The sequence below is a fragment of the Salinisphaera orenii subsp. orenii MK-B5 genome, assembly GCF_003788635.1.
Lineage (GTDB): Bacteria > Pseudomonadota > Gammaproteobacteria > Nevskiales > Salinisphaeraceae > Salinisphaera > Salinisphaera orenii.
In genome coordinates, this window is sequence record NZ_AYKH01000006.1 from 39,778 (window position 1) to 52,544 (window position 12,767).

General features: G+C 68.1%; 10 protein-coding genes and 2 pseudogenes. 4 read left to right on the forward strand and 8 right to left on the reverse strand.

The window, feature by feature from the left end:
- Positions 1-20: 20 nt before the first annotated feature.
- A pseudogene (locus tag SAOR_RS04475) lies at positions 21-1,004 on the reverse strand (IS110 family RNA-guided transposase).
- A 505-nt stretch (positions 1,005-1,509) separates the two neighbouring features.
- Between SAOR_RS04475 and nadC the strand changes: the two are divergent.
- Positions 1,510-2,421 carry a carboxylating nicotinate-nucleotide diphosphorylase gene (nadC, locus tag SAOR_RS04480; protein WP_123630392.1) on the forward strand — a complete coding sequence of 304 codons (912 nt, stop codon included), beginning with the start codon at positions 1,510-1,512 and terminating at the stop codon, positions 2,419-2,421.
- A 491-nt stretch (positions 2,422-2,912) separates the two neighbouring features.
- On the opposite strand, the gene metC is transcribed toward nadC, so the two are convergent.
- Complete coding sequence (metC, locus tag SAOR_RS04485) at positions 2,913-4,115, reverse strand: cystathionine beta-lyase (RefSeq protein ID WP_245965394.1); 1,203 nt, start codon at positions 4,113-4,115, stop codon at positions 2,913-2,915.
- Positions 4,116-4,225: 110 nt separating this feature from the next.
- Here metC and SAOR_RS04490 point away from each other — a divergent pair, with 110 nt between their 5' ends.
- Positions 4,226-5,002: a glycerophosphodiester phosphodiesterase gene (locus SAOR_RS04490; RefSeq protein WP_185015546.1), complete on the forward strand. Its 777-nt coding sequence runs from the start codon at positions 4,226-4,228 to the stop codon at positions 5,000-5,002.
- 265 nt (positions 5,003-5,267) lie between these two features.
- Here SAOR_RS04490 and SAOR_RS04495 read toward each other — a convergent pair whose 3' ends face one another.
- The gene (locus tag SAOR_RS04495) at positions 5,268-6,242 is read right to left on the reverse strand and encodes a glutathione S-transferase family protein (protein WP_123630394.1); all 975 of its coding nucleotides are present in this window, start codon (positions 6,240-6,242) and stop codon (positions 5,268-5,270) included.
- Between the two features lie 4 nt (positions 6,243-6,246).
- Positions 6,247-8,118 (reverse strand): signal peptide peptidase SppA, encoded by a 1,872-nt coding sequence (gene sppA / locus SAOR_RS04500; RefSeq protein WP_185015547.1) that lies wholly within the window; start codon positions 8,116-8,118, stop codon positions 6,247-6,249.
- 188 nt (positions 8,119-8,306) lie between these two features.
- Between sppA and trxB the strand changes: the two genes are divergently transcribed.
- Positions 8,307-9,323 (forward strand): thioredoxin-disulfide reductase, encoded by a 1,017-nt coding sequence (gene trxB / locus SAOR_RS04505; protein WP_123630396.1) that lies wholly within the window; start codon positions 8,307-8,309, stop codon positions 9,321-9,323.
- Between the two features lie 49 nt (positions 9,324-9,372).
- A complete protein-coding gene (locus SAOR_RS04510; RefSeq protein ID WP_185015548.1) occupies positions 9,373-9,891 on the forward strand; it encodes a C40 family peptidase in 519 nt (172 codons plus the stop codon).
- A gap of 392 nt (positions 9,892-10,283) precedes the next feature.
- Here the strand turns inward: SAOR_RS04510 and rplS are convergent, their stop codons facing one another.
- The 4 genes and pseudogenes from rplS to rpsP all read right to left on the reverse strand — a co-directional run.
- The gene (rplS, locus tag SAOR_RS04515; protein ID WP_123589696.1) at positions 10,284-10,634 is read right to left on the reverse strand and encodes a 50S ribosomal protein L19; all 351 of its coding nucleotides are present in this window, start codon (positions 10,632-10,634) and stop codon (positions 10,284-10,286) included.
- Positions 10,635-10,778: 144 nt separating this feature from the next.
- A complete protein-coding gene (gene trmD, locus SAOR_RS04520; RefSeq protein ID WP_123630398.1) occupies positions 10,779-11,522 on the reverse strand; it encodes a tRNA (guanosine(37)-N1)-methyltransferase TrmD in 744 nt (247 codons plus the stop codon).
- Positions 11,523-11,735: 213 nt separating this feature from the next.
- Positions 11,736-12,257, reverse strand: a complete 522-nt coding sequence (gene rimM, locus SAOR_RS04525) for a ribosome maturation factor RimM (protein ID WP_123630399.1) — start codon at positions 12,255-12,257, stop codon at positions 11,736-11,738.
- Positions 12,258-12,484: 227 nt separating this feature from the next.
- A pseudogene (gene rpsP / locus SAOR_RS17060) lies at positions 12,485-12,712 on the reverse strand (30S ribosomal protein S16); the annotation flags it as partial.
- Between the last annotated feature and the right edge of the window lie 55 nt (positions 12,713-12,767).

Here is a 12,767-nt window from a genome sequence, read left to right on the forward strand (position 1 = left end):
CCAATCGAACACCAAGCGTCTCATTGAGCCACTTGAGCTTGATACGGTATTTGTGTTTTCAGCACGCCGTAGGCGATATGCATGAGCTTTCGCATAGCCGCACCCAATGCGCTCATCGAGGTCTTGCCACGGCCTGTCAGCCGCGCATATTGCGCGGCAATATCCGGGTTGTATCGCAGGCTGACCACGGCCGCCATATAGAGCAGGCGCCGTAATCGTGCCGAGCCGGCTTTCGATAGCCGCGGTGCCCTGTATACCGAGCGGCCCGATTCCCATGGCACCGGCACCAGGCCCGCAAACGCGGCCGCCTGTCGCGCACTCGCAAACGATCAACTGCGTAGCGTAGTCATCAGACGCAGCGAGACCGCGGGCCCGATGCCGGGAATACTCTGTAACAGCGCCTGATCGTGCTTGAGCTCGGGATGACCGTCGATATGAGCATCGATATCACGCGCCAGCCGGGCCCGTTCGGCGCGCAGCGCCGACAGAACCGTTTCGATCGAGGCGATGATCTCGGTGTCGCCGGTCACTTCAGATTTTTCGCGTCGATTGCATTCGCGCTGGATATCGCTGTCCAGTGCCTCAAGGCGCGCCACGCGCGCCTTGAGCTCGCGGATCGCGGCCGGTTCGGGCTGCCAGAACGCCGGACGCTGGGTCGCCGCGTAGCGCGCCAATACGACACTATCCTTGGCATCGGTCTTGCCGCGCACGCCCAGCCCTTTGCCGAAGTCGCGAATCTGGGCCGGGTTGATCACCGATACGCCTGCCCCGGCGTCGTGCAGCGCATAGGCCAGTGCTTCATGATAGATGCCCGTGGCCTCGAGCACGATATGGCACGTGGCGATCGGCTGGCCCGTGTGCTGTTCAAGCCAGCGCTGTAGCTGTGCATAACCGCGCGCATCGTTGGATAGGACCTTGGTCTTGACCTTGCCGGCGGCAGGCTCACGTAGCCAGGCGCAATCGAGCTTGTGTTTGCTGACATCAATGCCAATAAAAGCCGACATCTCGCCACTTCTCCTTGTCCGTACAGCCTCACTGCTCTGCAGGGGCTTGGATACCATTCAAGTTGCAGAGATATAACCGGCCGGGGGCATAATCTAACGCTCGGGCTCGAAGCCTCAGGGCCTGTGGATGCTCACCCGGCCGGGCACTGGGCTGCTAGCTAAGCAACCCCGCTGGCAAGACACAAGGGCCTGTTAACACTTCATGCGAGCCCGCGCCAAGCGCTGTTGTGCGGCAAGACGAGGCGTAGTACGCGCCGTGCAGTTATTCTGCATCAGCGTGCTACAACGCTGGATTGCCGCACAACAGCGCTTGTCCCGAAGGGTTGGACCTCAAATCGCGCTCTGCGGCGTTGCCAGCCTTGATCGTGGCGCGCCACGATCGGCGACTCGCGCCTTGCAGAACACGATTTGAGGTCTCCAACGCGGCGTTCGCATGAAGTGTTTACAGGCCCTACCGCACCGCTGAAGTATACTGCCGGCCCTCGAGAGATCCGGAGCAAGGCCTGTGCCGACGATCGACTTCAATCCGCCGGCCGATGTCGCCGACACCGTCGCGCGCGCACTCGCCGAGGACATCGGCGACGGCGACCGCAACGCCCTGCTGGCCGATGCCGCCGCACCCGCGCATGCCGTCGTCGTCGCGCGCGAGAACGCAATCCTGTCGGGCCGGCCCTGGTTCGACGCCGTTTTCGCGGCACTGGACGCCGACGTCCGCATCCACTGGCGCTATGCCGACGGCGAGCGCATGCGCTCGGAGACGCCGGTCTGCGAACTGCACGGCCCGGCGCGCGCGGTGCTCAGCGGCGAACGCACGGCGCTGAATTTCCTGCAGCTGCTCTCCGGTGTCGCGAGCACCACGCACGACTACGTGGAACGGGTGAAGGGCACGAATACCGGCATCGTGGACACGCGCAAGACGCTGCCGGGACTGCGCAGCGCCCAGCGCTACGCCGTGCGCTGCGGCGGCGGCGTGAACCACCGTTTCGGTCTTTTCGACGCCATCCTCATCAAGGAGAACCACATCATGGCCGCGGGCGGCATCGAGTCGGCCGTGGCCGGCGCGCGCGCGCAGTCGCCGGACCTGTTCCTGCAGGTCGAGGTTGAAACGCTCGAGGAACTCGACGCCGCGCTGGAAGCCGGCGTGGACGCGGTGCTGCTGGACAATTTCGCCACCCATGTTTTGGCACGCGCGGTGCACATGGCCGACGCCCATCGGCGACGTTTCCGGCGTCAGATCGTCATCGAGGCCTCCGGCGACATCACGCTGACCAACGTCCGCGAGATCGCCGATACCGGCGTGGATCGCATCTCCATCGGCGGGCTGACCAAGCATATCCGGGCCACCGACTTCTCGATGCGCATGCAGGTCGACGCACCCGCAACGGGCGATCCGGCCGCGGGCGGCGCTCAGACCTAGACCGGACGAAGCCGACACGGGGCGCATCGATGGGACGTGGCGGCACGCTGCGTTCGAACACGGCGATCAACGCCTCGGCCGACACGCGCCCTGGCTGAACCGCCGCCGCGCCGAGCGCCGGGCTTCGCAACGCGCCGAGAATGACGAGGCGTTTGCGCCGCGCCCGGCTTGTCGCGACGTCGACTCCATTCCGCGCCGGGCTGTCGCATGGCCGGTGCGTCGGGCAGACACGGGCGGCCAACGCAGGCGCGGCCGGCCGCCCTAGCGACCGCCCCGCGCGGGCTGCGCCAACGGCGGTCACGGCCTGCGGTCGGTCGACACGACCAGCGCTCGGGATTCGGGATCGCACGGCAAAACCGCGACACCCGACGCCCGCGTCGCGCGCCCTGGCCGCGGCGGCGCGCCGCCGCGTTCAGCGATGGCCCTGCGTTCGCCGTAGCACCGGCCGGCCCGCGCGTAGAAACGCGCTGGCGCGGCGCCGCGCGGGCCGGTCAGCGCGCCGTCTGCGAGGCCCGGCCGGCCAGGCGCTCGAACCCGGCCTCGAGATCGGCGATGAGATCATCGACATCCTCGAGGCCGACGTGCACCCGCAGCGTCGGCCCGGACGCCTCCCAGACGGTCGCCGAGCGCATGCGCTCGGGGTTGATCGGCAGGATCAGGCTTTCGTAGCCGCCCCATGAAAAACCCATGCCGAACAGCGCCAGACCGTCGACCATCGCCGCCAGCCGGGCCCGCTCGACCGGTTCCAGCACGAAGGCGAACAGGCCGCTGGCGCCGCTGAAATCGCGCATGAACAACGCGTGCTGGGGATGGTCGGCACGCGCCGGATGGATCACCCGCGCGACTTCCGGCCGGTCCGCCAGCCAGTCCGCCAGCCGGCGCGCGCTGGCGTCGTGCTGGGTCAGGCGCTGGCCCATCGTGCGCAGCCCGCGCAGGCCGAGGTAGATGTCGTCCGGGCCGGCGCAGTAGCCCATCGCGGCGGCGGTCTTCTTCACGCGCGGGTAGTGCGCCTCGCGGCAGTTGATCACGCCGAGCATGGCGTCTGCGTGGCCCACGAAGTATTTGGTCGCGGCATGGATGGAGATATCGACGCCGTGGCCGATGGCATCGAAATACAGCGGCGTGGCCCAGGTGTTGTCGGCGAGCACGGCCACACCGTGGCGTCGCGCGACCGCGGAAAGCGCCGGCACATCGGCAATCTCGAAGGTCAGCGACCCCGGGGCCTCGAGGAACAGCGCCCGGGTTTCGGGACGAATCAGCGCTTCGAGCGCCTCGGCCGACAGCGTCGGGTCGAAATACTCGGTCTCGACGCCGAAGCCGGCGAGCAGGCCGTCGCAGAGCTTGCGCGTCGGCCCGTAGACATTGTCCGTGACCAGCAGGTGGGTGCCGGATTCGGCCACGCTCATCAGCGCCACCGTGATCGCGGCCAGCCCGGAGCAGGTCGTGACCGCGCCGTGGGCACCCTCCAGCTCCGCCACGGCGTCCTCGAAGGCAAACTGCACGGGCGTGCCGTTGCGGCCGTAGTAGATGCCGCGAAACGGATTCGCGGCGGCGTTCTCGAGTGCGTCCAGCGATTCGAACAACACCGTCGAGGCGTGGTAAACGGGTGGATTGACCATGCCGTGCTGGGCGGCCGGATCGCGGCCGGCATGGACGAGGCGGGTGGCGGTCTTCATGCGGCGCTGGCTTGTCATCGAATCCCCGTGCTGTCGATTTCACCGGCCGGCCACGACGGAAAGACTATACTGGGCCGCATCAGCCTGCAGGCCCGTCGTTCACCGTGAACCGACATCTGGAAAATCTATTGTCCCACACGCTCGAGCGCGTGCTGACCGGGCTGCCCTACCGGCGGCCCGACGCCGCCGCGCTCGCGCGGGCGCGGATCGTGTCCCACCGCGGCGAACGCGACGGTCGCCACGTCTGCGAGAACACCATCGCGGCCTTCGACCCGGCCGTCGCCGCCGGCGTCCCCGCGATCGAGTTCGACGTGCGCTACACCCGCGACGACGAACCCGTGGTGGTCCACGACGCCGATCTGAAACGCGTGTTCGGGCGTTCGGACGTGGTGGCCGACAGCCCCTGGTCCGCCCTGCGGGCGGCCGAGCCCCGCCTGCCGCATCTGGCGAGCGTGCTGGAGCGCTATGCCGGCCGCGCGCATTTGATGATCGAACTCAAGACCCGCGGCAGCGAGCGCGCCGAAACGCGACTGGCCGAGCTGCTGGCACCGCTGGTCCCGGTGCGCGACTTCCACCTGCTGTCGCTCGACACGACGCTGTTCGAGGGTGCCACCACACTGCCGCAGCGCTGTCACCTGCCGGTAGCCAAACTCAACTTGCCGGCCCTGTTCGACTGGGCGCGGACCCACGACTGCGCCGGTCTGGCCGGGCCCTTCGCCCTGCTGCGCGGCAGTCACATCGAAACGCTGCACGCGCGCCGCGCGCTGATCGGCAGCGGCTTCGTGAGCACGCCGGCGATGTGTCTGCGCGAGATCGGGCGCGGCGTGGAATGGATATTCACCAACCATGCCGCGCGCCTGCAACGCGGACTGGACGCTGCGCGCGCGCGGCTTGCCACCGCCTAGGTGGGACCCTGATCGCGCGGGCCGCGCCGGTAGCCGTGCATGGACAGGACGACGAGTGCGAGCGCCGTACGAGCCGGCGCTACGACCGGCCGCAACGCCAGGCGGCGCGCCACCGATCCGGGACTCGGCTCGCCCGCCGCTCGATAGCTGCGCGGCCGGGCGACGGCCATCCCCGCAGCCGGCGCCGGACGATGGCCGACCGCCCGCGATCGATCGTCACCCGGGTCGCACGAACCGCGCCGGACGTCCCGACCGGGCCTGGATCCTAGACCGCCGGGCCGAGCACCTCGCGCCCATGCGGCGCATACAGATCCAGCGCCGGCCCGGCCGGCACGATGCCGGTCGGGTTGATGGTGCCGTGGCTGCGGTAGTAGTGCTGCTTGATGTGATCGAAGTTCGTGGTCTCGGCGATGCCGGGCATCTGGTAGAGCTCGCGCAGATAGCCCGACAGATGCGGATAGTCGGCGATGCGCCGCAGGTTGCACTTGAAGTGGCCGACATACACCACGTCGAAGCGCACCAGGGTCACGAGCAGCCGCCAGTCGGCCTCGGTGACGCGACTGCCGGCCAGATAGCGCCGCTCCGCCAGCCGCGCGTCGAGCGCATCCAGCGTGGCGAACAGGGTCTCGAACGCATCCTCGTAGGCGCTCTGCGTGGTCGCGAAGCCGGCCTTGTACACGCCGTTGTTGACGTCGCGATAGACGCGCTCGTTGACGGCATCGATCTCGTCGCGCAGTTCCGCCGGGTAGTAGTCGCGCTCCGGATGCGCGGCCACCTCGTCGAAGGCGCTGTTGAACATGCGCACGATGTCTGCGGATTCGTTGGAGACGATGGTCTCGTGATGGGTGTCCCAGAGCGTGGGCGTGGTGACCCGTCCGGTGTAGTTCGGCGCGGCCTTCTGGTAGAGCTCGAACAGATGATCGAGCCCGTAGAGCGGATCCGGTATCGCCCCGGGCGCGTCGGAGAAGCTCCAGCCCCACTCGCCCATGTACGGATCGACGATGGCCACACCGATCGCCGTTTCCAGCCCCTTGAGCTTGCGCAGGATCAGGGTGCGATGGGCCCAGGGGCACGCCAGCGAGACATAGAGCTGGTAGCGGCCCGCCGCGGCGGGAAAACGCGCGTCGGCCGACGGCTCGACCCAGTCGCGAAAACCGGCCGACTCGCGCACGAACCGGCCGCCGTGCGAGGCGGTGTCATACCACTGATCCTGCCACTGACCTTCGACGAGCAGTCCCATGCGATTACTCCGAACGCTGCCGCGAGAGCGCAGCGATACCGGCATCGGCACTGCTCACGCGGCAGAAACAATGGGCGTAGCGATGATGCGGGTCGGTGAGCCCGGTACGCAGCCAGGCCAGCGCTTCGTCGTCGACGAGGCCGGACAGCCAGGCCGGCATCCACGCCGCTTCGGTGTGCGCGGACAGGAACTGACGCACGAGCGTGCGCCAGTCGGCCGGCGGCTGCATCGGCTGCAGCGCGTAGTCGCCGGGCTCCAGGTCGGCGAGCTTGGCGGCGGCGTCACGCGCGTCGACGAACCCGCCGAGGCTGTCGATCAACCCCAGCCGCTCGGCGTCGGCACCGCTCCAGACCCGGCCTCCGGCGATGCGCCGCACCGCCGACTCCTCCATGTTGCGGGCGTCGGCGACATGGCCGACGAACGTGTCGTAGCCCCGCTCGACCCCGGTCTGGAAGATCGTGCGCGCGGTCTCCGACAGTGGCCGGTCGATGCGCATCAGGCCCGACAGCGGCGTGGTGCCGACGCCGTCAGTGTGAATGCCGAGCTCGTTCAACGGCTCGTCGATCGTGGGCACGATGCCGAAGATGCCGATCGAGCCGGTGATGGTCGACGGCTGCGCCCAGATCTGGTCGGCGTTCATCGACACCCAGTAGCCGCCCGAGGCGGCCACGCCGGCCATCGACACGACCACGGGCTTGCCGGCCGCCCGCGTGCGGGCGATCTCGCGCCGGATCCTTTCCGAGGCCGTGACCGAGCCGCCCGGCGAATTCACCCGCAGCAGCAGCGAAGCGACGTGCTCGTCGCGGCGGGCATCGGCGATCAGACGCGCGATGGTCTCGCCGCCGGCCGAATCGGCCACGCTCTCGCCGTCCACGATGGCGCCCTCGATCACCACGAGTGCCACGCGGTTGTCGGTGCGCGGCGCGGTCTGTTCCGTATCGGTCGCCGCGAGATAGTCGGCCTGGTTGATCTGGCTGAAACTGCCATGCGCGTCGTCGCTGCCCACGCGCTCGCGCATCGCCTCACGGACATCGGGCAGCGCGGCGACGGTATCCACCAGGCCGGCCTCGAGCGCCATGCGGGCGGCGTTGCCGTCCATGGCCTCGAGCGTGTCGGCAAAATCCTCGATATAGGCTGAAACGTCCTCGGCGCTGTAGTCGCGCGTGGCGCTGATCGACTCGCGATAGGTGCGCCAGAGCGAACTCATCCACGCCTGATTGGCCGCCCGGGCCTCGGGCGACATGTCGTTGCGAATGAACGGCTCCACATAGGACTTGTACTCGCCCACGCGAAACACGTTGATCGTGACCCCGAGCTTGTCCAGCGCTTCCTTGTAGTAGTTGCGGTAGACCCCGTAGCCCGGCATGAACACGAAGCCGAGGGGATCCAGATAGATCGTGTCGGCATGGCTGGCGAGTGCGTACTGCGACTGATCGTAGGACGGCGACCAGGCGACCACCGGTTTGCCGGACTGCTTGAAGCGATCGATCGCGGCGATCAGATCCTGCACCTGGCCCGGCTGCGCGGCACCGAGCTCGTCGAGCTTGAGGAAAGCCAGCTCGATGCGATCGTCGTCTCGCGCGCGATCGAGTGATTCGACGAGATCGCGCACCACCGACTGACGCTGCGGCTCGGAGAACACCGCGCCGAGCACGTTGCCCACACCCCGGCTGTCCTGCTCGACCAGGTCGCCGACGGGGGCCCAGACCAGGGCGCTGCCCTGCGGTACCGACACCTGCGGCCCGCTGAAGAACGCCAGATAGATCCCCGCAGGCACGATCAGCAGCAACACCAGCAGCACGAGCGCGTACAACAGCGCGATCGTGCGCCAGATGCCGCCGAACAGGCGGCGGAGGAAGGACGGCTTTTGCGCCACGGTAACTCCAGATTCAAGAACCGCCCCCAGTATCACGGGTGCGGCCGGAATGGCCGTCCCGCGGATGCAAGCCCGCGCGACGCGTGGCAGTGTAGCCGCTTGCACACGCGTTCGCGACTTGAATCACGGGCACACGCGCCGCATCGTCAGGCGGCTGCGAACCGCTTCATTCTCGCCCAGGACAGACTATGAGCAAAGACGAGATCCGGCATCAGAAGCTGATCATTCTCGGCTCCGGCCCGGCCGGCTATACCGCCGCGGTCTATGCCGCGCGCGCCAATCTCAAGCCGGTGCTGATCACCGGCATGGAACAGGGCGGCCAGCTCATGACCACCACCGATGTCGACAACTGGCCGGGCGACGTCGAGGGCCTGCAGGGCCCGGGCCTGATGCAGCGCATGGAAGAGCACGCCAAGCGCTTCGACACCGAGATCCTGTTCGATCACATCCATACGACCGATCTGTCGAAGCCGCCCTACCGGCTGGAGGGCGATCGCGGCGTCTACACCTGCGATGCGCTGATCATCGCCACCGGTGCGACCGCGCGCTATCTCGGCCTCGAATCCGAGACGACCTTCATGGGCAAGGGTATCTCCGCCTGCGCGACCTGCGACGGCTTCTTCTACAAGGGCAAGAACGTGGCCGTGATCGGCGGCGGCAACACCGCCCTCGAGGAAGCGTTGTATCTGTCGAACCTGGCCGCGCACGTCACCGTGGTGCATCGGCGCGACAAGTTCCGCGGCGAGAAGATCCTGGCCGACAAGCTCTTCGACAAGCAGGCCAACGGCAACGTGTCGATCATCTGGGATCACGAGCTCGACGAGGTGCTGGGCGACGAGATGGGCGTGACCGGCGGGCGCATCAAGCACACCCGCTCCGGCGAGACGCAGGCACTCGATGTGGACGGCATCTTCATCGCCATCGGCCACAAGCCCAACACCGACATCTTCGCCGGCCAGCTCGATATGGAAGGCGGCTATATCAAGGTGCAGAGCGGCACCCAGGGCAACGCCACGGCCACCAGCAAGCCCGGCGTGTTCGCCGCGGGCGACGTGATGGACCACGTCTACCGCCAGGCGATCACCTCGGCCGGCAGCGGCTGCATGGCCGCGCTCGACGCCGAGAAGTACCTCGATGCGCTTACCGCGGACGACAGCGCCCGCGAGGCGCACGTCGAGGCCCAGGAGGCGCATCGCGAAGTGTGATGGGGCCGGCCGCTGGTCGGACGCATCACCTCTGCGGCATGATGCCGTAATGAAGACACCGCCACGCCACCCGCGTCTGCCGCGCGCGATCGCCGCGGCCCTCGTCCTGGGGGCGGCGCTGCTGGCCGGCTGCAGCAGCACACCGCCGGTCGAAAACCGAGTGCCGGCCGGCAGCGCCGAGCGCGAAGCGGCCATCTCGCACGCGCTCGCGCAGCTCGACAAGCCTTATCGCCGCGAGGCGAGCGGGCCGTCGGCGTTCGACAACGACGGTTTCATCGCCTTCGTCTATCGCGACGCGCCCGAGCCGCTGCCGGAGGCCGTGCGCGCCCAGCTCGAGGCCGGCACGCCGATCGACCTCGCCGATGCCCGGCCGGCCGATCTCGTCTTCTTTCGACTGGAGGGCGACAACGATCGGGCGCGACTGCTGGTCGGGCTCTATCTCGGCGACGAAACGATGCTGATGGCCACGCCCGGTATTCGCGAGGACGCCGGCGTGCGTCGGCTGGCGCTCGACGAGTACTGGCACCAGCGTCTGGTCGGGGTCATCCGCATTCTGCCGCCGCGCTAACGGCTGTCGACGCGTCATGCTCGCCCGCGCCGAGCGCCGTCGAGCGGAGGCGGAGAGAGGCGTAGTGCGCGCCGTGACGCTGCGCAGGCCTACCGCAGTACCGGATTGCCGCGCCTTGTGAAGTTCATCGGGCGCCGGCCCTTCGGGTCGGGCCGCCCGTCAACGACGCGCGTCAAGGGCGCCCCGGGGCGTTGCGCGTCCGGATGCTGGCGCGCCACGATCGATCACCCACCCTTGTCAGAATACGATCCGTGATCTCCAACACGGCGCTGCCGTCGCGCGTCAGCAGGCCGGAGTCGCGTTTCTGCGATGTCGTGCGGGCGCCCAACGAGAAACGGCGCCTCGAGGGCGCCGTTTCCGGGCAGATCGCGGTCGGACCGCGAGGCGCTGTACTACGACAGCTTTTCCTTGATGCGCGCGGACTTGCCGGAGCGCTCGCGCAGGTAATACAGCTTGGCGCGGCGCACGTCACCGCGGCGCAGCACCTTGATCTCGGCCAGGTTCGGGGAGAAGGTCTGGAAGACGCGTTCGACGCCCTCGCCGTAGGAGACCTTGCGCACCGTGAACGCGGAGTTCAGACCGCGATTGCGCTTGGCGATGACCACGCCCTCGAACGCCTGGAGACGCTCGCGCTCGCCTTCCTTCACGCGGACCTGCACGACCACGGTATCGCCGGCGGAGAATTCCGGAATCTGCTTGCCGCCTTTCTGCTCGGCTTCCAGTTCGTCGATGATGTTGCTCATGGCCTGCCTCTTTGCGTTCTCGAAAGCCGCGGGGGCTATTGAAGACGCGGGAGTATACCGGAACTGCCGGCCTTTTTCGCCACCCTTGACGGAAAATTTTTCGTCTTCGTGCCCTCTGCGGCCGGCGATTCGCGCATCATGCGATCACTCGCCCCGCTCGCTGATGAATTCGGCCAGCAGCCGCTCCTGCTCGGCGCTCAGCGTCAACCGATCGAGCAGGTCCGGACGATGCAGCCAGGTGGCCCCGAGCGCCTGCTTTTCGCGCCAGCGCGCGATCCGGGCGTGATCGCCGGACAACAGGACCTCGGGCACGGCGCGTCCGAGCGCGGCGTCCGGACGCGTATAGTGCGGATGATCCAGCAGCCCGGTCGAGAACGAATCCTGCACCGCCGAGCGCGCATCGCCGAGCACGCCGTCGAGCAGCCGGGCCACCGCGTCGATGATCATCATCGCCGGCAACTCGCCGCCGGAGAGCACCACGTCGCCGATCGACAGCTGGACGTCGACACGCGCGTCGATGAAGCGCTGGTCGACGCCCTCGTAGCGGCCGCAGCAGAGCACGAAGCCGGGGCCGGTGGCCAGCCGCTCGGCCCAGGCCTGATCGAAGCGATGCCCCTGGGGCGACAACAGGATGACCGGCGCCCGGTCGTCGCCGCGCGCGGCCGCCACGGCATCCAGCGTGCGCGCAAGCGTCGGCGCGTCCATGACCATGCCTGGGCCGCCGCCGTAGGGCCGATCGTCGACCCGGCCGCTGGCGTTGTCGGCCCGGTCACGCGGGTTCCAGATATGCAGCGCCGGGCGGAATTCGCGCAGACCTCGCCCCACGACGCCGTATTCCCGAAGTCCGGCGATCCATTCCGGGAACAGCGAAACGACGTCAATACGCATGCGGCGGCTAGTCCCTGTGTCGTCCGGTTCTCATCACTCAAGCCCCACCGCGGCGTCATCAGTGCGAGGCGCGGCCCAGCGTCGACGGTCTCGCCTGAAGCAACGACCCGGCGCCTCGGCCGAGCTCGCGGCCGGCGGGCGGCGATCGGCACGACGCACCGACACGCCGCGGAGCGCTTCGCGCTTCACTAACGACGTGACACAGGGCACGCGCTAGAAATCCGGATCCCAGTCGACCACGATCCGACCGGCCTCGAGGTCGACCGCATCGACGAACTCGTCCATCACGAAGGGAATCAGGCGCTCGCGTTCGCCGTCCACGACCAGGACGTCGTTGGCGCCGGTCTCCATCATCGAGGCCACGCGGCCGAGCGAAGTGCCTTCGCGGGTGACCACGTCGAGGCCCATGAGATCGAACCAGTAGTAGCGCCCGGGCTCGGGTTCGGGCAACACCGCCCGCGGCACGGCGATATCGCACTCCAGCAACGCGGCGGCGCCGTCGCGGTCGGCCACCGGCCGATCCGATGGATCCGCCAGCTGCGCGATCAGCGTCTTGGCCTGATTGCGGGCCGCCAGAACGCGAAAAGGCCGCCAGTCGCCCTGGCGGCCTATCAGCCACTGGTCGTGCTCGATCAGGTTGCGGGCCGGCCGGGTGTAGGAATAGACCTTGACCCAGCCACTGACGCCGAACAGTCCATTGATCCGACCAAGCACCACCGGTGCGCGCTCAGCCACGGCATCAACTCCCGCCAGACCGGTGCCTACGCCTTAGGCGCGTCCTCACCGGCCGCGTCCTGGGCTTCCGGTGCGCTCGTCTCGACGGTGTCGTCGGGCTTGCCCGACTCCGCCGCGGCGTCGCCCGTGGCACCGGCCGGCACGGTCTGGCCGCCGGCTTCCTTGGCCTTCGAGACCGGCGGCGCCGCGCGGGCCGGAGCCTCACCTTCGCCGTGACGGTTGAAGTGCTTGACCAGGTTGTTGACGCGCTCGGAGAGCTGCGCACCGTGGCCCTTCCAGTATTCGATGCGCTCGACGTCCAGACGCAGCGGCACCTCGCCGCCGATCGCCACCGGATTGAAGAATCCGAGACGTTCGATATAGCGCCCGTCACGCCCGTTGCGCATGTCGGTTACGACGATGTGATAGAAGGGACGCTTCTTCGCGCCGCCGCGCTGCAGCCGGATTTTGACCATAGCCGTTGTGTGCCGTTTGGAATTGGGTTCGCGACAGGCCGCGCGCCGTGCACGC

What these genes read in the sequence shown, in the direction of transcription:
- metC (WP_245965394.1), bottom strand. Translation starts at nt 4,115, where the DNA reads ATGACAAGCCAGCGCCGCATGAAGACCGCCACCCGCCTCGTCCATGCC.
- SAOR_RS04495 (WP_123630394.1), bottom strand. Translation starts at nt 6,242, where the DNA reads ATGGGACTGCTCGTCGAAGGTCAGTGGCAGGATCAGTGGTATGACACC.
- trxB (WP_123630396.1), top strand. Translation starts at nt 8,307, where the DNA reads ATGAGCAAAGACGAGATCCGGCATCAGAAGCTGATCATTCTCGGCTCC.
- SAOR_RS04510 (WP_185015548.1), top strand. Translation starts at nt 9,373, where the DNA reads ATGAAGACACCGCCACGCCACCCGCGTCTGCCGCGCGCGATCGCCGCG.
- rplS (WP_123589696.1), bottom strand. Translation starts at nt 10,634, where the DNA reads ATGAGCAACATCATCGACGAACTGGAAGCCGAGCAGAAAGGCGGCAAG.
- trmD (WP_123630398.1), bottom strand. Translation starts at nt 11,522, where the DNA reads ATGCGTATTGACGTCGTTTCGCTGTTCCCGGAATGGATCGCCGGACTT.